Source organism: Bradyrhizobium hereditatis (assembly GCF_020329435.1).
In the GTDB taxonomy this organism is placed as follows: domain Bacteria; phylum Pseudomonadota; class Alphaproteobacteria; order Rhizobiales; family Xanthobacteraceae; genus Bradyrhizobium; species Bradyrhizobium hereditatis.
In genome coordinates, this window is the sequence record NZ_JAGKJK010000031.1 from 25169 (window position 1) to 42816 (window position 17648).

A 17648-nucleotide genomic window follows, 5' to 3' on the forward strand; every position below is an offset into this window, starting at 1 on the left:
GTATGGGTCCCTGCGTTCGCAGGGACGACGGATAGAGCATGTCCCCCGAACTCGCCTTCATCCTCACGCTCGGCCTGCGCATGGCAATCACCGCGGCGTTCGTGGTGACGGCCTCGATCATCACCGAGCGGTCGGGACCGGTGATCGGCGCGCTAATCGCGACGCTGCCGATCTCGGCCGGGCCGTCCTACGTATTCCTCGCACTCGATCACGACGCCGCCTTCATCGCCGAGGGCGCGCTGGCGAGCCTACCGATCAATGCCGCGACCATCTTCCTCGGGCTGACCTATGTCGTGCTGGCGCAGCGCCACGGCGCGCTAGTGAGCTGCCTCGCGGCCGTTGCCGTATGGCTCGTGCTCGCCGCGATCATCCGCTCGGTGCAATGGTCGCTCGCAGGCGGACTCATCGTGAACGCGATCGCATTCGGCATCTGCGTGCCGCTGCTCGCGCGCTATCGCCACGCCAAGATGCCGCCGATCCGGCGCCGCTGGTACGACATTCCATTGCGAGCATCGCTGGTCGCAACGCTCGTCGCGACCGTGGTCACGACATCAAGCTGGGTCGGCCCCAAGGTGAGCGGCATGATCGCGCTGTTTCCGATCGTGTTCACTTCGATGATGCTGATCCTGCATCCACGCATCGGCGGCCCGCCGACGGCCGCCGTGCTTGCCAACAGCGCCTGGGGCTTGATCGGGCTGGGCATTGCGATTGCGGTCCTGCATGTCGCGGCATTGCAGTTCGGCTCGGCGATCGGGCTGAGCCTGGCGCTCGCGACATGTGTCGGATGGAATCTCGGCCTGTGGTGGCTGGGGCGAAGGAAGAAGGCCACTGGCTAGACCGTCATTGCGAGGAGCGCAAGCGACGAAGCAATCCATCGTTCCGCACGCACGGAGAGATGGATTGCTTCGCCTCGCTAACAATGACGGGGTGAGAGCCTCACCCCTTCGGCAGCTTCGCCTTCAGTGCATACAGCGCCTCCAGCGCCTCGCGCGGCGACATCTCGTCGGGGTGCAGCGCCTTCACGGCTTCGACCAACAGCTCCGCCTCGCTCGGCGGCGTCGGCTCCGCGGCGGCGCGGGAGGGGACGGCGAACAGCGGAAGATCGTCGACGAGCGCGCGGGCGGTCTGGCCGCGGTCCTGCGCCTCGAGTTTCGCCAGCACCGATTTGGCGCGCGCGATCACGGCCGGCGGCAGGCCAGCGAGTTTAGCGACCTGGATGCCGTAGGATCGGTCGGCCGAGCCCGGCAGCACCTCGTGCAGGAACACGACATCGCCCTGCCACTCCTTCACCCGCACCGTCGCGTTGAACATCCGCGGCAGCTTGGCCGACAGCGCGGTCAGTTCGTGATAATGCGTGGCGAACAGCGCGCGGCAGCGGTTGGCCTCGTGCAGATGCTCGATCGCAGCCCATGCGATCGATAGGCCGTCGAAGGTCGCGGTGCCGCGGCCGATTTCGTCGAGGATTACGAGCGAGCGCTCGCTGGCCTGGTTGAGGATCACGGCAGTCTCGACCATCTCGACCATGAAGGTGGAGCGTCCCCGCGCGAGATCATCCGCCGCGCCGACGCGCGAGAATAAGCGGTCTACGACGCCGACCCGCGCCCGCGACGCGGGCACATAGGAGCCGATCTGCGCCATCAGCGCGATCAATGCGTTCTGACGCAGGAAGGTCGACTTGCCCGCCATGTTCGGACCAGTGATCAGCCAGATCTGCCCGGACTTCTGCGCAGGTCCCGGCGAGAGATCACAGGCATTGGCAATGAACGGCTGGCCGTCGCGCTTCAGCGCCTGTTCAACCACGGGATGCCGGCCGCCTTCGACCGCGAAGCCGAGCGAGTTATCGACCTCAGGCCGCACATAGTTGTCATCGACGGCGAGCTTCGCCAGCGCCGTTGCGACATCAAGCATTGCAAACGCATGCGCCGCGGCGCGTAGATCGTCGCTGGCGGCAAGGGCCATCGCAGAAAGCCGCTCGAAGATTTCCAGCTCCAGGTTGAGCGCGCGGTCGCCAGCATTGGCGATCTTGGCTTCGGTCTCGCCGAGCTCGGCTGTGGTGAAGCGAACCTGTCCCGCCAGCGTCTGGCGATGGATGAAGGTCGCGTTGAGGGGCGGCGCCATCAGCTTCTCGCCATGTTGCGCGGTGACCTCGACGAAATAGCCGAGCACGTTGTTGTGGCGAATCTTGAGCGCCTTGATGCCGGTGTCCTCGGCGTAGCGCGCCTGCATCGCGGCGACGACGAGGCGGGAGGCATCGCGCAAATTACGGCTCTCGTCGAGCGCAGCCTCATAGCCTTCGCGGATGAAGCCGCCGTCGCGCTTGATCAGCGGCAGTTGCTCGCCGAGCGCGCGCTCGAATTCGCGCGCGAGGTCGCGCGAGGGGCGGCGCAGCGCCTCCATCACGGCGATGATTTCAGTTGGCGGCGCTTCGAGCTGCGCGAGCCGCGCCAGCGCCTGGTCTGCGGCGAGGATGCCGTCGCGCAAAGCTGCAAGGTCGCGCGGGCCGCCACGTCCAACCGATAGGCGCGCCAGCGCGCGCGACATGTCGGGGGCGGCGCGCAGCGTGGTTCTGATATCGTCGCGCGCGGCGCTGTCGGCAACGAATGTCGCAATCGCATCCAGCCGCCGCGCGATCGCCGCGCTGTCGGTGAGCGGAGCTGCGAGGCGTTGCGCCAACAGCCGCGAGCCGGCGGCAGTCACCGTGCAATCGATCGCATCGAGCAGCGAGCCGCGCCGCTCGCCGGCGAGCGTCCGCGTCAATTCGAGATTGGCGCGGGTGGCGGGGTCGATCGCCATAGTGGTGCCGGCCGCTTCGCGCGAAGGCGGCGACAGCGGTGGACGTTTTCCGACCTGCGTGCGGTCGATATAGGTAACGGCGGCCGCCGCCGCGGTTGCTTCCAGCCGCGACATCGCGGAGAGACCGTCCATGGTGGCTACCGCGAAATAATCGCACAGCCGCCGCTCGGCGGTGGCGCTGTCGAAGACATCGCGGGTCAACGGCGTCACCGAGGGTAGCTCGCGCAGCATCGGCCCGAGGTCCGCATCGCCATAGAGCGCGTCGGTGACGATGGCCTCGTTCGGATTGATCCGCGCCAGCGTAGCGGCGAGTTCCGTGGTCGAGCATTCCGTGACCATGAACTCGGACGTCGAAATGTCGATCCAGGCAAGTCCGATGCGGTCACCGCCGGAAGAGGCGCGGGCGCGCGCGATGGCGAGCAGGTAATTGTTGGTGCGGGCGTCGAGCAGCGTGTCTTCGGTCAGCGTGCCCGGCGTCACTAGCCGCACCACGCCGCGGGCGACCACGCTCTTGTTGCCGCGGGCGCGTGCCGCGGCGGGATTCTCGGTCTGCTCGCAGACGGCGACGCGGTGGCCGGCATTGATCAGCCGGTGCAGATAATCCTCGGAGCGCTCCACCGGCACGCCGCACATCGGGATATCCATGCCCTGATGCTTGCCGCGCTTGGTGAGCACGATGCCGAGCGCTTTCGAGGCGATCTCGGCGTCCTCGAAGAACAGCTCGTAGAAGTCGCCCATCCGGTAGAACAGCAGGAGGCCGGGATGGGCGGCCTTGATCTCCAGGTATTGTTCCATCATCGGCGTCACCCGCGAAGGCGTGTCGGATGCCGGCGTGACCTCGGGAGCTGCGGGGGCGGGAATGGATTGCTGGATCGTCATCAGAGCGTTTTCAAGTGAAGTGGGTACCGGTTCGCGTGAAGAAAACGCGTCCAAACGAGAAGCTGGAGCCGCCAAGGCTCCAGGGCGGCAAGCTACAAAATTTCACAGCCCGGTCCTATTCCCATACCTGTGTTGTCAGAGTTTTCCACGCCTGGCGGCTCGACGATCATACGCTCTGGGCATGACGGCCCCGCCGCGAAAGCGCCGCGGGACAGGGGTGCGTCAATTGACCTGTCGCGGGCACGCTCCTAAAACTCGCCATCAATTCTGGATCAAACGCCTAAAGCACGGCATTCAGGGAGAGATTCTATGCGTGATGTATTCATTTGCGATGCCGTCCGGACCCCGATCGGTCGTTTCGGCGGCTCGCTCGCCAAGGTCCGCGCCGATGATCTGGCCGCCGCGCCGATCAAGGCGCTGATGGCGAAGCATCCCAATCTCGACTGGTCGCAAGTGGATGAGGTGTTTTTCGGCTGCGCCAACCAGGCCGGCGAGGACAACCGCAACGTCGCGCGCATGGCGCTGTTGCTGGCGGGCATGCCGGAATCGGTTCCCGGCCAGACGCTGAACCGCCTCTGTGCGTCAGGCCTCGATGCGGTTGGCGCGGCGGGGCGGGCGATCCGTGCCGGCGAGATCGATTTCGCGATTGCCGGCGGCGTCGAATCGATGACGCGCGCGCCGTTCGTGATGGGCAAGGCGCCGGAAGCCTTCGCCCGCTCGGCCGAGATCTACGACACCACCATTGGCTGGCGCTTCATCAATCCCTTGCTGAAGGCGCAGTATGGCGTTGATGCGATGCCGGAGACCGGCGAGAACGTCGCCGAGGAATTCCAGGTGTCGCGTGCCGATCAGGACGCGATGGCGATCCGCTCGCAGCAGCGTGCGGGCGCGGCAATCGCGGCCGGCTATTTCGCCGAAGAAATCACGCCGATCCAGGTGCCCGGTGGCAAGGCTGGTCCCATCACGGTCGACAAGGACGAACATCCGCGTCCCGAAACCACGCTGGAGGGGCTCGCGAAGTTGAAGCCGATCGTGCGCAATCCCGGCACGGTCACCGCCGGCAATGCATCCGGCGTCAATGACGGCGCCGCCGCGATGATCCTCGCCTCGGAAGCTGCGGTGAAGAAGCACGGGCTGACGCCGCGGGCGCGCATCCTCGGCCTAGCTTCGGCCGCCGTGCCGCCGCGCATCATGGGAATCGGCCCGGTGCCGGCGACCAAGAAGCTGATGGAGCGGCTCGGGATCAAGATCTCTGACTTCGATTTGATCGAGCTCAATGAAGCCTTCGCCTCGCAAGGCATAGCCTGCCTGCGGCAACTGGGCGTCAAGGACGATGCGGACTTCGTCAATCCGCATGGCGGCGCGATCGCGCTCGGTCATCCGCTCGGCATGAGCGGCGCGCGGCTGGCGCTAACGGCAGTGCACGGCATGGAGAAGCGGGGCGGGAAGCTTGCCTTGGCAACCATGTGCGTAGGCGTCGGCCAGGGCGTCGCGGTGGCGATCGAAAAGGTCAATTGAAACAGCTGTTTGGGAGGGCGAAAAACAACGCTTTCCCAAATTAGTTATGTCATATAATGATCTGGCGGGCGCCGCTCCGCGACAAAATTGCCAAGACAATTTTGCGCTGATAGCGCGATGCGAGGGAGGAGTTGGTCATGACATTGGTCTATCCAGTGCAAAGTCTCGCGGCACATCCGCCGCGGCTATCTCCCGCCTACAAGAGCACGGTCAAGCGCTCGCCTACCAAGCCGCTGATCCCGATGCGGCATACGCTGTCGGAATTGACCGGGCCGGTCTATGGCCACGAGACGGTGCGCGAGGGCGATCACGACCTCACCATCCACGGCAAGGGCGAGCCGATCGGCGAGCGCATCATCGTGCACGGCCATGTGCTCGATGAGGATGGCCGCGGCGTACCGAACACGCTGGTCGAACTGTGGCAGGCCAATTCCTGCGGGCGCTACGTCCACGTCGTCGATCAGCATCCCGCGCCGCTCGATCCGAACTTCACCGGCGCCGGCCGCGCGCAAACCGACGCGGAAGGCTATTACCGCTTCATCACCATCAAGCCCGGCGCCTATCCTTGGGGCAATCATCACAACGCCTGGCGTCCCGCCCACATCCACTTCTCGGTGTTCGGCCACTCCTTCGTCTCGCGTCTGGTGACGCAGATGTATTTCCCCGGCGATCCGCTGTTCCCATTCGATCCGATCTTCAATTCGGTCCCCGACGAGAAGGCGCGCAACCGGATGATCTCCTCGTTTGATCTGGAGAACACCAAGCCGGATTGGGCGCTGTGCTATCGCTTCAACATTGTGCTGCGTGGGCGCAACGCCACGCCGATGGAGAACAAGTAAGTGTCGCAGGCCAAACCTGACGGGGTCACCCCGTCGCAAACCGTCGGTCCCTATTTCGCCTATGGCCTGACGCCGAGCGGCAAATACGACTGGAACGACGCGTTCAACAACAACCTCGTCACGCCGGATACATCGGGCGAACGTATCCGCGTCGAGGGAACGGTGTTCGACGGCGACGGCGTGCCTGTTGTCGATTGCATGCTGGAGATCTGGCAGGCGGACGCGCAGGGGCGCTTCTCCGATCCGCAGGACAAGCGGGCATTGCCGAACTCATCGTTCAAGGGCTTCGGCCGCATCGGCACGGACGCAAAGGGGGCTTACGCCTTCGGCACCATCAAGCCAGGCGTTGTGCCCGATCCCGACGGCAAGCCGCAGGCGCCGCATATCGTGCTTGCGGTGTATGCACGCGGCATGCTGCTGCACCTCTATTCCAGGATCTATTTCGACGGCGAGGCCGCCAACGCCGCCGATCCTGTGCTTGCGCTGGTGCCGGCCGATCGTCGTTCGACGCTGATCGCAACGCGACAGCCGGGCAACGGCAATCCGGTCTATCGTTTCGACATTCATTTGCAGGGCGACAAAGAGACGGTATTTTTCGACGTATAATCGGCGTTGGCGCGGAAGCTTGCGCTGATGTCTTCAATTGCCGCAGGACATGGCGCTGATGGCTCAAACTCCAAGCTCGGCCCGTGAAAGATTTTTGACCGGGTTGATCGGTGCGCCGATCGCGCAGTCTGCAGCGCCGGCAATGCATGAACAGGCCGGCGACGCGTTGGGCGTTCGCTGCCACTATCAACTGATCGAGGTCGCGGGCGCCAATGCAGCCGGCTTGCGAGCGTTGCTCGAGGGTGTCAGACGCCTTGGCTTTGCCGGCGTGAACGTCACGTTTCCATACAAAGAAGCCGTCGTCCAATTACTCGATGAAATGTCGGCACGGGCGCGTGACATCGGCGCGGTGAACACCGTCGTCGTGCGCGATGGACGGCTGATCGGACATAACACAGACACCACAGGCTTCGAGCGGGCTATTGCCGATCTGGTCGCTGCTTCCAATCGTGGAGCGGTCGCGCTAATCGGCGCCGGCGGAGTCGGCAAGGCGATCGCATTTGCGCTCGCGAGTCTTGGCGTTGTCGGAATCAGTACCTTCGATGTCGATCGCGGCAAGGCCGAACGGCTGGCGATGCAATTGCGCGACCGTCTGGAAACGCGGGTTGCCGATGACATCGCGGACGCGCTGCAGGGTGTTGTGGGCGTGGTCAACGCAACGCCGGTCGGCATGTTGCCGGATCGCGGCATGGCTGTGCCGGAAGCGCTGTTGAATCGCGGTTTGTGGGTGGCCGATGCGGTCTATACGCCGCTATGGACGCCGCTGCTAACCGCAGCAAGGGCAAGAGGCGCCAGACTCATGACGGGGCGCGAGCTTGCCATCTATCAGGCCGCGGAAGCGTTTGAATTGTTTACTGGATTGAAGCCGCCGGTCGACGTAATCCAGAACGCGTTCGACGCCGTGATGGCAAGCAGATACTCTTCGGCGTGAAGAATGTCGCCTCGGTTTCGCAGATAATGGATCCGGCATGGTCGAACCCAAGGAAGCCGCCAGCAAAGCGCGTGAAGTGCTGGGCCTGCTCGGCTTCCTGCTGGTTGCAACCGCCCAGGTCTCCAACATGATCCTGGCGCGCGGCGTGGCCGGAACCGTTCCGCCGTTCTCGATTGCCTTCTTCCGCTGGAGCATCGTCGCGCTCGGCTTGCTTCCCGCCATCGTGATGGCGTTGCGGGAAAAGCCCGGCCTGTTGCAGGGACAGACGTTCGGGATCGTGGCGGCCGGATTTCTCGGCATGTTCGTGTGCGGCGGTCCGGTCTATCTCGCTGGCGTCACGACCTCGGCGATCAACCTGGCGCTGATCATGGCGCTGTCGCCGCTCGCAGTCCTGCTGTTCTCTTTTGTATCCGGCCAGGAATCGATCCGTCGAAATCAGATCATCGGCATGCTGCTGTCGCTGGCGGGCGCTGCCTTGATCATTACCAAAGGGCAGCACGCCATCGGGGCAGGCGTGGTGACCGGGGACCTGCTCGCACTGATGGCGATGCTGGGCTGGGCAGGATACACCCTGCTACAGAACCGCGTCGGCAGCGGGATAAGCTTTTTGGCGCGGATCGGCCTGTTCGCGGCCGCGGGCGCGCTATTCTCGCTACCCTTCGCTGTCCATGAAATGTGGTCGGCGCCTTCAGCCGCGTTCAGCGGGCGTGCGGCGCTGGCCTATCTGTTCGCCGGCCTTGTTCCTGGGCTGTTTGCCTATTCGGCCTATGCCTATCTCGGCGCGAAGTTCGGCGCGGTGTCGACGTCGCTGAGCCTCTACCTCGGGCCGATCGTCAGCGCGCTGCTGTCGATCCTGTTTCTCGGGGAGGCGCCGACCATGATCCATCTGATCGGCGGCGCGCTGTCGCTCGGCGGCATGTGGCTGAGCCTGCAGGCCAAGCAGAGCGGATCACCACCCTAAAGCAACATCGGCTCGGTCGATCTCGTGGCATCTTTCGCGCGCGATGCGCATAGCCGTTTCCTTCGGCGTCGTCCCTTTTGCATGAGCTTGACAATAACCGACCTATTATATAACATATCTTTTATATAACTGATCTGAGATGGTCGATGTCGAACCTCGATGCAGCCTTTTCCGCGCTGGCTGACCCAACTCGTCGCGCGATCCTGGCGCGTCTCGCGTTGGGCGAAGCCACCGTCATGGAGCTGGCCGAGCCATTCGAGATGACGCAGCCCGCCATCTCCCGACACCTCAAGGTGCTTGAGGGCGCAGGTCTCATCCTCCGGCGGGTCGAAGGCACGAAGCGCCCGTGCCGACTGGCGCCGACGGCCATTGCCGAGATCGACCAATGGCTCGGGATGCTGCGGCAGACCCTGACCGCGAACTACAACCGGCTGGACGACGTTCTGGCCGCCATGAAAACCGAAGAATGAAAGGCATTCCGATGGGCAAGTTGACGCTGAAGACCGAAGGCGACACCCACGTCGTTGTTACCAGGCATTTCGCCGCTCCGCCCGAGGCGGTGTATCGCGCGCACACCGAACCCGCGTTGATCCAGAAATGGCTGCTTGGTCCGGAAGGCTGGACGATGCCGGTCTGCATCAATGAGGCGCGACCGGGCGGCAAGATCCGTTACGAATGGAGCGACGGCAAGGGAGGTGGGTTCTACCTGACTGGGGAGTTTATCGAGGTGGTGCCGTTCAGCCGGCTCGTTCACGTTGAACGGATGCATATGCCCGATCCAACGCCGGACAATCATGTCGAAACGAATTTCGCACCCGACGGCACCGGTACATTGATGACCATGCGGATGACCTTGCCAGATGCCGCGACGCGCGCTGCGATGCTGGCGACCGGCATGGAAGATGGAATGGAAGCGAGTTACGCGCGGCTTGACGCACTTTCTGTACCGACGCGGCCGTAACCGCGAGCCGGCGGCCTACTCCATCACCGCATGATCCGGCGCGATCGACTGCTTGCGCAGCGTCGCCTTGGTCGAACCGATCATGATGGCGAGCGGTATGGCGCAGGCGGTGAAGATCATCACGAGCTGGTAGTCGTACGAGAATGCGATGATCTGCGCCTGCACCTTGACCATCATGTCGGCCATGGCGCGGCCCTTGTCGGTGGCGAGATCGATCATATCGCGCACCCCGGGCATCTGCAGGGCGTGATTGAACGGATTGACGTGTTCCGACAGCACCGCGTAGGTGTAGCGCGTGCCCTGCGTCAGTTGCGAGATCACGAGCGAGATCCCGATCGAGCTGGCCACATTGCGCATCAATGTCAGCATCGAGGTGCCGTCGGTGCGCAGATGATTGGGCAGCGTCAGGAATGCCACGGTGGAAAGCGGCACGAACACCAGGCCAAAGCCAAAGCCCTGCACCACGCTGATGATCACGATCTCGGTCACGCCGGTCTGGTCGGTCCAGCCCGTCATGTAGAACAGCGACAGACAGGTGATACCGAGGCCTGCAACGATCAGCGTCCGCGCCTCGATATGGTTCATCATGCGGCCGACCAGCATCATCGCCACGAACGTGCCGCAGCCGCGGCTCGCCAGCAGAAGCCCGGCGGTGATGATCGGATAGCCGATCACGTTCTGCAGGAACGGTGAGGAGAGGGCCATGGTGGAAAACAGCACCAGCCCCATCACGGCCATGAACACGCAGCCGGCGACGAAATTCTTGTCCTTGAACAGCGCGAACTGGATGAACGGATGTTGCGTCGTCAGCGAATGGGCGAGGAAGTAATAGAAGCCGATCACGGCGATGATAAACTCGGCGATGATCTCGTTGGATTCCAGCCAGCCGAGCTGCTCGCCGCGGTCGAGTGCAAGCTGCAACGCACCGATCGCGATTGCCAGCGCGGTGAAGCCGAACCAGTCGAAGCGCAGGTCGAGATCCTTCTTGGTCTCATCCATAAAGATCAAAAGGCCGAGCACGGTGATGACGCCGAACGGCAGATTGACGAAGAACACCCAGTGCCAGGAATAGGTCTCGGTCAGCCAGGCGCCGAGTGACGGGCCCATGATCGGCCCCATCATCACGCCCATGCCCCAGATCGCCATCGCCTTGGCGCGTTCGTGCAGCGCGTAGGAATCGAGCATCACGGCCTGCGACAGCGGCACCAGCGCCGCGCCAAACACACCCTGCAGCAGACGGAACACCACCATCTGGGTGATGTCCTGCGCCAGCCCGCACATCACGGAAGCGATGGTGAAGCCGGCGGAGCAGATGACGAAGATATTCTTGCGGCCAAAACGGTTGGCGATCCAGCCGACCGGCGCGGTCATGATCGCCGCCGCGACGATATAGGAGGTCAGCACCCAGTTGATCTGGTCCTGAGAAGCCGACAGCGAGCCCTGCATGTAGGGCAGCGCGACGTTGGCGATGGTCGTGTCGAGCGCCTGCATGATGGTCGCCGTCATGGCGCAGATCGTCACCATGTTCCGGCGCAGGCCGGGAACGGATGCCGATGGCTGCCCCGGCGTTGCCATCGCGCTATTCGTGATCCTGGTTCGCTGCTGCCGGCGACAGGCCGAGCAGCGCCGACAGCGAACGGCTATGCTGGGTATCGATGGTGGCGTAAACGCTCATGCCGGCCTTGAGCTTGCGGACGAACTTGTCGTTCTTGTCGAAATAGATCCGCACCGGTACGCGCTGCACCACCTTGACGAAATTGCCCGACGCGTTCTGCGGCGGCAGGATCGCGAATTGTGCGCCGGTGCCGGGCGAAAGTGAGCCGACCGTGCCCTTGAACGGGTGATTGGGGAAGGCGTCGACCTCTAGCGTGACGGACTGGCCGACCGCGACATAAGTAAAGTCGGATTCCTTCGGGTTGGCGTCGACCCAGGGATTAGCGGTGTCGATGATGCTGAACACCGGCGTGCCGGCAGTGACGAAGCGACCGAGCTGAATCTGTTCGACCTGCGTGGCGATGCCGGCCATCGGCGCGCGCATCACCGTGTGGTCGAGGTTGCGCTGGGCCTGGTCGAGCGCGGCTTTTGCCTGCGCGTAAGGCGGGAATTCCTCGAGCGGCAGATCGGGATTGCCGAGCAGTTGCGCCTTGGCGGTGGCGATCTTCTGCTGTAGCAACTGGAACTGCGCACTCGCAGTGACGAGAGCGGTGGAGGCATTGTCGAGATCGAGCTGCGAGCCGAAATTGTTCTTCACCAGCGAAGATTTGCGTTCGACGTCGCGCCGCTTCAACTCCATGCCCTGCTGCGACAGCTCGCTCATCTGGCCGTAGATCTTGAGGTCGGCGATCAGATTGTCATAGGTGACCTTTGCCTGCGCGAGGTTGGCCTTGGCCTGCGCCAGCGCGAGGCGGAACGGGACGGGATCAATCTCGAACAGCACGTCGCCCGGATTGACCTGCTGACCTTCCTTCACCACCACCTTCTCGATCTTGCCGGAGATGTCGGGCGTGATCAGGACCTTCTGCGCGCCGACATAGGCATCGTCAGTGGTGACGTAGCGGCCGCCATTGAGATAGAAGGTCACGCCGGCCACCAGCGCGACCAGCGGCAGCACCACGAGCAGCAGAAAGCGGCGGTAGCGACGCAAGCCGGCCATCAGCCGGCGGCGCGGCTCGGCCGCGAGTTTCGGCCGCGACGCAGGCGCACCCTTCTGCTCGGGCGGGAATTTGAGTACGGGATCAGCCATAACGCTGCTCCTTTCGTGGAGCCTCGTTCGCCGGAATCTGGATCGCGTTGCGAACGTTTTCCTTGATCAGGTCGAGTTGGTCGAGCAGGCGATGCGCATCAGCCGGGTTGATGCCATCGAGCGCGGTCGCCGTCAGCTCGGAGCGAAGCCCGGCGAGCTTGCCGAGCAGCGGCCGCGCGGCCTTGCGCAGATAGAGGCGGTTGACGCGGCGGTCGTTCTCGTCGCCGCGGCGTTCGATCCAGCCATTGTCGCAAAGCTTGTCGATCAGCCGCGTCAGCGTGATCGGCTGCATCTCCATCTGCTCGGCGAGTTCGGATTGCTTCAGGCCTTCGGCGCGCTCGACCTTGGCCAGAACCGCCCATTGCGCGCGGGTGATGCCATAGCGTGCCGCCTGCCGGTCGGCATAGGCGCGCACCATCCGCTGCACCTCGCCGAGCGTGAACAGGAAATTCATATCCACGGAACTGCGCATGCCCTCAGCCTCCCTAAGCTAGCGATATATTAAGCTTGCTTATGAATTGCGCATGCTGAGTTTACAGCGGCCTGATCCGCTTCCAGCACATGGCTGGGAACCATCCAGCCGGCCGGGCTTTGGGATTGGCTCTCAAACTGCTACAAAAGGCTGATATGAGCCTGACAAAGCCTACATTTCCCGCGCCTGGTCACGACCACGGCCGCTGCACTGCGGAAGCGATCGCACATGCCGAGGCGGTGTGCGCACGGCGTTCGCAGAAATTCACCCCGATCCGGCGTCAGGTGCTCGGCGCGCTGCTGTCGAGCCACCGTCCGCTCGGCGCCTACGAGGTGATCGACGAACTCGCCAAATCGATGCCGCGGCCGGCGCCGATCACGGTGTACCGCGCGCTCGATTTTCTGATGGAAAACGGCCTCGTTCACCGCATCGAAAGCCGCAACGCCTTTCTCGCCTGCGCGCATGATCATGACGAGACCTCGATGGTGGCGTTCCTGATCTGCGAGCTCTGTGGTTCCGTCGGCGAAATTCCCGCAGCCCCTGTCGCGCAAAGCCTTAATGCAGCAGCGCGGGCATCGGGTTTCGCGCCAAAGCTCTCCGTCGTCGAGATCGCCGGCACCTGCGCTCATTGCCAGAAATAACAAGAAGCGGCGCCAGGCCGGCCACGAGGAGAGATGTCTTCCAAGCAAATAGCACCTTCCGCCGGGCGTGCGCTAACACCGGGCGCCATCGCCTTGGTGCTGATGTTGTGCCTGAGCTGGGGGTTCAACCAGATCGCGGTCAAGCTCGCGCTGCCCGACGTCCCGCCGATGCTACAGGCGTTGATCCGCTCCGCCGGCGCGTTGCCGGTCATGCTGTTCGCAGGGTGGCTGCGCGGCGTGAAATTCTTCGAGCGCGACGGTTCGCTGTGGCCCGGCCTCTTGGCCGGCATGTTATTCGGAATCGAGTTCGTGCTGATTTTCACGGGGCTGGTGTTCACCTCGGCATCGCGCGCGGCCGTGTTTCTCTACACCGCGCCATTCTTCGTCGCGCTCGGCTCCTATCAGTTTCTCGGCGAGCGCCTCAGCCTGCTGCAATGGAGCGGGCTGGGCCTGAGCTTTGCAGGTGTGGCGCTGGCAATCGGCGTGCCGCAGGCAAATGTCGACGCAAAAGTCTTGCTGGGCGATCTGCTGGTGGTCGGCGGAGGAGCGCTGTGGGGCGCGACTACGCTCATCGTCAAGGCTACGAAACTTCGCAACGCAGCGCCGGAGAAGGCGCTGAGCTACCAGGTCGCCGTGTCGATCCCGATCCTGGGCTGCGCATCCCTGCTGTTCGGCGAGAAGATCACCCACATGCCAAGCGCGCTGTCGATCTCGCTTCTGGCCTATCAGGCGATCTGGGTAGTGGGCTGCACCTTCGTGCTGTGGTTCGCTCTGGTGAAGACCTACTCGGCGAGCAAGCTCTCGTCGTTTACCTTCTTCACGCCATTGTTCGGCGTCGTCGCGGCCTATTTTATCCTGCACGACACGCTGACGATTGCCTTCGGTGTCGCGGCGCTGCTGGTCATCGCGGGGCTTTATCTCGTGAACAAGCCGGATCCGAAGGTTGTGCCGGATCCGAACGTGCCGGCGTGATCTGCCACAACACACCCGTTCTGCGCCCAAAGCCATCTCGGATTGATTGGTTAGACTGCGCGGAGAATCGTTGTTGTCCGCTCGATCGCTGCTTTGGCTATCGACTTGTAGGGGGTCTTGATTGCCAGGTCCGCAATCGCGCCATTCACGAAGTCCGGGTTCAATTTACTCAAGGCGGCGAGCTATGCGGAATAACCGCGCCCAATCAGGCAAAGGTTTCGGAGCGCTCACGAGATGTGTGGATATGATTCGCCGGAATAGATGGCGAACGCCTTGGCTGCCGCCGCGAGCTGTTGCTCGGAAATATTGCAAGAGCTGGCAAACTCGATTTGCAGCTTTGGACTGACTTCACCAAAAAACGCAGACATGTGCCCGGGTACTGCCTGTGCCGCTTCGGGATGGAGAAGACAAAAGGCAAGCTCCTGCGCATCTAGCTGCTTGCTATGAGGTGCATTAACCGTCGTTAGTACCAAGGCAGGGCTCATTTTTCACCTCTAAGCCTTAGATTGGCCTGACAAGAACCGTTGTCAACCGCCTGCTAAACGTTCCATGAACGAACCCGAAGGGACGCAGTTAACCCGTCTCGATCGGCAGCGACCAGTCCCTGGCCCATTCGCCCATCGAGCCATCGTAGAGGGTGAGGTTGTCGTAGCCGAGGCGGTGTAGCAGGAATAGATCGACCGTCGCCGAGATGCCGCCGCCGCAATAGGCGAGGACGCGCTTGTCCTTGGTGATGCCCTGCGCCTTGAATTTCGCCTCCGCCTCGCCGAGCGGGACGAAGGCCTTGGTCTTGGGGTCGAGCAGTGTGGCCGCCGAGACGTTGCAACTGCCGGGCACGCGGCCGGGCCGGCCGTAGCGGCTGGGCTCCAGGCCCTTGTGGAATTGCGGGCCGAGCGCGTTGACGATGATGGTGCCGTGCTCGGTCGTGGCGGCGAGCGTCTGATGCTTGTCGACGAAGAATCCCGGCTTCGGTTTGGCTATGAAGGTTGCCGGCTTGTATCCCTTCGCCGGTCCGGTTTCGAGTGGGCGCCCCTCGAGCTTCCATTTGTCGAGACCGCCATCGAGCACAGCGGCGTTCTCGAAACCGAGCGCTTTCAGCATCCACCAGAACCGCGTGGCCCACATCGGTGTGCCGATGCTGTACAGCACGACCCGGCTTTCGTTGGAGACGCCGTGAGCGCCGAACGCGCGCTCGAGCTGCGCGACATCAGGCATCATGAAGCGCAGCTCGGTGCTGGCATCAGAGAATTCACCCTGCAGATCGAGAAAATCCGCGCCGGGAATATGTCCGGCTTCGAACGTGTGTCGCCCGGGCACGGTGAGATAGGGTTGGCTGGAGCCGTCAGGGGCAGGCTCGAGATAGGTCGTGCAATCGAACAGGCGCAGAGCAGGCTGGCCGAGGATGTCGGCGAGTTCCGCCGTCGTGATCAGATCGTTTCGCGCCGGCACGCCCGCCTCCCATTATTTATGTTTCAGCAATGCTAAAACCCGCATCGGGTCATGAAAAGATGCACCTTTGCATGCTTACCCTTTCAATTCGGCGATTCCTGTCCAATATAGCGGTTAACGAAAGACTGAGGTCTTTCGCCCTGCTTTTGGCCGCGATGCATGGCCTAAGCTATTGAATATGCAAACGAAAAAACATGTGTGACGAGGCGCACTGTGCCTTCGCCGCCCCCTTGGTGATTGTCACCAAAACCTGATATTCGAGGCCCCATGAACAAGCCCGAAATTATCCCGCAAGATGACGTCGCCGGCCCGAAGGCCCGGCACAAAACCACCCAGGTCATGGTCGGCAATGTTGCCGTCGGTGGCGGTGCTCCAATCGTCGTGCAGTCGATGACCAACACCGACACCGCCGACGTCGAAGGTACGATCGCGCAGGTCGCGGCGCTGACCCGCGCCGGATCGGAAATGGTGCGCATCACCGTCGACCGCGAGGAGGCGGCTGCCGCCGTTCCGCACATCCGCGACGGCCTGCGCAAGCGCGGCATCACTACGCCGCTGATCGGTGATTTCCATTATATCGGCCACAAGCTGCTCGCCGAGTATCCGGCCTGCGCCGAGGCGCTCGACAAGTACCGCATCAATCCTGGCAATGTGGGCTTCAAGAACAAGCGCGACACGCAATTTGCCGACATCATCGAGATCGCCAACAAGAACAATAAGCCGGTCCGCATCGGCGCCAATTGGGGCTCGCTCGATCAGGAGCTGCTGACCAAGCTGATGGACGAGAATACGGCCTCGCCGAATCCGCGCGACGCCCGCGCGGTGACCCGCGAGGCCATGGTGCAGTCCGCGCTTTTGTCGGCCGCGCGCGCCCAAGAGCTCGGCATGCCCAAGAACCGCATGATCCTCTCGGCCAAGGTTTCCGCTGTGCAGGACCTGATCGCGGTCTATCAGGAGCTGGCCCGCCGCTCGGACTATGCGATCCATCTTGGCCTCACCGAAGCCGGCATGGGATCGAAGGGCATTGTCGCTTCCTCTGCCGCGCTCGGTATCCTCTTGCAGGACGGCATTGGCGACACCATCCGCATTTCGCTGACGCCCGAACCCGGCGGCGATCGTACCCTTGAGGTGCAGGTCGCGCAGGAGCTCCTGCAGACCATGGGCTTCCGCACCTTCGTGCCGCTGGTTGCGGCGTGCCCGGGCTGCGGCCGCACGACTTCGACCACGTTCCAGGAGCTGGCACGCTCGATCCAGGATTTCATCCGCGACGAGATGCCGACCTGGAAGACGCAGTATCCCGGCGTCGAGCAGCTCAACGTCGCCGTGATGGGCTGCATCGTCAACGGCCCCGGCGAATCAAAGCACGCCAATATCGGCATCTCGCTGCCTGGCACCGGCGAAGCACCGGCAGCGCCCGTGTTCGTCGACGGCAAGAAGTTCCGCACGCTGCGCGGGCCGACGATTGCCGCCGACTTCAAGGCACTGGTGATCGATTACATCGACCAGCGCTATGGCAAGGGCAACAAAACCCCCGAGGGCGCGGTGACCGCGGCGGAGTGATATCTCTCCGTCGTCCCCGCGAAAAGCGCTAGCAGATGCACAGATTGCGGCTGCGACGGAATGACTCGGTGTTTTGATTTGGCCTTCCGCGGCGACGGGCTGCTGTGATTCTGTATCTGGCACTTCGATTCCATTGAGGTGCCAAGATGTTGAATGAACAATTCAGGCTTGGGCGGTTCGGGGATGGTCGTCTCGATAAAGGGGGGCGGCCCTGCTCGAAGGGATGGTCACGCGCGCGAGCTCGTGCCTGCGTCGAGCGGCGGATGGCGATCGGGCCAAGATAGTCCGATACGGCCGATTTCTCGCCAATGAGAACGTGAGCT

General features: G+C 63.1%; 17 protein-coding genes. 11 read left to right on the top strand and 6 right to left on the bottom strand.

Annotation, left to right across the window (positions count from 1 at the left end; genetic code table 11):
• Window positions 1-38: 38 nt before the first annotated feature.
• Window positions 39-836 (top strand): hypothetical protein, encoded by a 798-nt coding sequence (locus J6524_RS35840; RefSeq protein ID WP_225678588.1) that lies wholly within the window; start codon window positions 39-41, stop codon window positions 834-836.
• 100 nt (window positions 837-936) lie between these two features.
• On the opposite strand, the gene mutS is transcribed toward J6524_RS35840, so the two are convergent.
• The gene (mutS, locus tag J6524_RS35845; RefSeq protein WP_225678589.1) at window positions 937-3672 is read right to left on the bottom strand and encodes a DNA mismatch repair protein MutS; all 2736 of its coding nucleotides are present in this window, start codon (window positions 3670-3672) and stop codon (window positions 937-939) included.
• 309 nt (window positions 3673-3981) lie between these two features.
• Here mutS and pcaF point away from each other — a divergent pair, with 309 nt between their 5' ends.
• The 7 genes from pcaF (at window position 3982) to J6524_RS35880 (ending at window position 9488) form a co-directional block, all read left to right on the top strand.
• On the top strand, window positions 3982-5190 hold the full coding sequence (pcaF, locus tag J6524_RS35850) for a 3-oxoadipyl-CoA thiolase (protein ID WP_225678590.1): 1209 nt from the start codon (window positions 3982-3984) through the stop codon (window positions 5188-5190).
• Window positions 5191-5327: 137 nt separating this feature from the next.
• On the top strand, window positions 5328-6029 hold the full coding sequence (gene pcaH / locus J6524_RS35855; RefSeq protein WP_225678591.1) for a protocatechuate 3,4-dioxygenase subunit beta: 702 nt from the start codon (window positions 5328-5330) through the stop codon (window positions 6027-6029).
• Window positions 6030-6635 (top strand): protocatechuate 3,4-dioxygenase subunit alpha, encoded by a 606-nt coding sequence (gene pcaG / locus J6524_RS35860; RefSeq protein WP_225678592.1) that lies wholly within the window; start codon window positions 6030-6032, stop codon window positions 6633-6635.
• Between the two features lie 58 nt (window positions 6636-6693).
• Window positions 6694-7566 (top strand): shikimate dehydrogenase, encoded by an 873-nt coding sequence (locus J6524_RS35865; protein WP_225678593.1) that lies wholly within the window; start codon window positions 6694-6696, stop codon window positions 7564-7566.
• 37 nt (window positions 7567-7603) lie between these two features.
• Window positions 7604-8527, top strand: a complete 924-nt coding sequence (locus J6524_RS35870; protein WP_225678594.1) for a DMT family transporter — start codon at window positions 7604-7606, stop codon at window positions 8525-8527.
• A 146-nt stretch (window positions 8528-8673) separates the two neighbouring features.
• On the top strand, window positions 8674-8997 hold the full coding sequence (locus J6524_RS35875) for an ArsR/SmtB family transcription factor (protein ID WP_225678595.1): 324 nt from the start codon (window positions 8674-8676) through the stop codon (window positions 8995-8997).
• On the top strand, window positions 8994-9488 hold the full coding sequence (locus tag J6524_RS35880) for an SRPBCC domain-containing protein (RefSeq protein ID WP_225678596.1): 495 nt from the start codon (window positions 8994-8996) through the stop codon (window positions 9486-9488). Before J6524_RS35875 ends, J6524_RS35880 begins: the two co-directional genes overlap by 4 nt.
• Before the next feature lie 15 nt (window positions 9489-9503).
• Here the strand turns inward: J6524_RS35880 and J6524_RS35885 are convergent, their stop codons facing one another.
• Genes J6524_RS35885 through J6524_RS35895 form a run of 3 tightly spaced genes read right to left on the bottom strand, consistent with a single transcriptional unit; the run spans window position 9504 to window position 12703 of the window.
• Entirely contained in the window at window positions 9504-11063 is a 1560-nt protein-coding gene (locus tag J6524_RS35885) for an MDR family MFS transporter (RefSeq protein ID WP_225678597.1), read from the bottom strand.
• A gap of 4 nt (window positions 11064-11067) precedes the next feature.
• The gene (locus J6524_RS35890) at window positions 11068-12231 is read right to left on the bottom strand and encodes an HlyD family secretion protein (RefSeq protein ID WP_225678598.1); all 1164 of its coding nucleotides are present in this window, start codon (window positions 12229-12231) and stop codon (window positions 11068-11070) included.
• A complete protein-coding gene (locus tag J6524_RS35895; RefSeq protein WP_225678599.1) occupies window positions 12224-12703 on the bottom strand; it encodes a MarR family winged helix-turn-helix transcriptional regulator in 480 nt (159 codons plus the stop codon). Before J6524_RS35895 ends, J6524_RS35890 begins: the two co-directional genes overlap by 8 nt.
• A gap of 155 nt (window positions 12704-12858) precedes the next feature.
• On the opposite strand from J6524_RS35895, the gene J6524_RS35900 reads away from it, so the two are divergent.
• On the top strand, window positions 12859-13344 hold the full coding sequence (locus tag J6524_RS35900) for a Fur family transcriptional regulator (RefSeq protein ID WP_225678600.1): 486 nt from the start codon (window positions 12859-12861) through the stop codon (window positions 13342-13344).
• A gap of 33 nt (window positions 13345-13377) precedes the next feature.
• A complete protein-coding gene (locus tag J6524_RS35905) occupies window positions 13378-14316 on the top strand; it encodes a DMT family transporter (protein ID WP_225678601.1) in 939 nt (312 codons plus the stop codon).
• A 227-nt stretch (window positions 14317-14543) separates the two neighbouring features.
• On the opposite strand, the gene J6524_RS35910 is transcribed toward J6524_RS35905, so the two are convergent.
• The gene (locus J6524_RS35910; RefSeq protein WP_225678602.1) at window positions 14544-14801 is read right to left on the bottom strand and encodes a hypothetical protein; all 258 of its coding nucleotides are present in this window, start codon (window positions 14799-14801) and stop codon (window positions 14544-14546) included.
• 88 nt (window positions 14802-14889) lie between these two features.
• The gene (locus J6524_RS35915; protein ID WP_225678603.1) at window positions 14890-15765 is read right to left on the bottom strand and encodes a sulfurtransferase; all 876 of its coding nucleotides are present in this window, start codon (window positions 15763-15765) and stop codon (window positions 14890-14892) included.
• A 267-nt stretch (window positions 15766-16032) separates the two neighbouring features.
• Between J6524_RS35915 and ispG the strand changes: the two genes are divergently transcribed.
• The gene (ispG, locus tag J6524_RS35920; RefSeq protein WP_225678604.1) at window positions 16033-17325 is read left to right on the top strand and encodes a flavodoxin-dependent (E)-4-hydroxy-3-methylbut-2-enyl-diphosphate synthase; all 1293 of its coding nucleotides are present in this window, start codon (window positions 16033-16035) and stop codon (window positions 17323-17325) included.
• Window positions 17326-17648: the final 323 nt, after the last annotated feature.

Coding starts and splice junctions, on each gene's coding strand:
- pcaH (WP_225678591.1), top strand. CDS start 5,328: ATGACATTGGTCTATCCAGTGCAAAGTCTCGCGGCACATCCGCCGCGG.
- mutS (WP_225678589.1), bottom strand. CDS start 3,672: ATGACGATCCAGCAATCCATTCCCGCCCCCGCAGCTCCCGAGGTCACG.
- J6524_RS35870 (WP_225678594.1), top strand. CDS start 7,604: ATGGTCGAACCCAAGGAAGCCGCCAGCAAAGCGCGTGAAGTGCTGGGC.
- J6524_RS35865 (WP_225678593.1), top strand. CDS start 6,694: ATGGCTCAAACTCCAAGCTCGGCCCGTGAAAGATTTTTGACCGGGTTG.
- J6524_RS35895 (WP_225678599.1), bottom strand. CDS start 12,703: ATGCGCAGTTCCGTGGATATGAATTTCCTGTTCACGCTCGGCGAGGTG.
- J6524_RS35900 (WP_225678600.1), top strand. CDS start 12,859: ATGAGCCTGACAAAGCCTACATTTCCCGCGCCTGGTCACGACCACGGC.
- J6524_RS35910 (WP_225678602.1), bottom strand. CDS start 14,801: ATGAGCCCTGCCTTGGTACTAACGACGGTTAATGCACCTCATAGCAAG.
- J6524_RS35885 (WP_225678597.1), bottom strand. CDS start 11,063: ATGGCAACGCCGGGGCAGCCATCGGCATCCGTTCCCGGCCTGCGCCGG.
- J6524_RS35880 (WP_225678596.1), top strand. CDS start 8,994: ATGAAAGGCATTCCGATGGGCAAGTTGACGCTGAAGACCGAAGGCGAC.
- J6524_RS35890 (WP_225678598.1), bottom strand. CDS start 12,231: ATGGCTGATCCCGTACTCAAATTCCCGCCCGAGCAGAAGGGTGCGCCT.
- pcaF (WP_225678590.1), top strand. CDS start 3,982: ATGCGTGATGTATTCATTTGCGATGCCGTCCGGACCCCGATCGGTCGT.
- J6524_RS35875 (WP_225678595.1), top strand. CDS start 8,674: ATGTCGAACCTCGATGCAGCCTTTTCCGCGCTGGCTGACCCAACTCGT.
- J6524_RS35840 (WP_225678588.1), top strand. CDS start 39: ATGTCCCCCGAACTCGCCTTCATCCTCACGCTCGGCCTGCGCATGGCA.
- J6524_RS35905 (WP_225678601.1), top strand. CDS start 13,378: ATGTCTTCCAAGCAAATAGCACCTTCCGCCGGGCGTGCGCTAACACCG.
- ispG (WP_225678604.1), top strand. CDS start 16,033: ATGAACAAGCCCGAAATTATCCCGCAAGATGACGTCGCCGGCCCGAAG.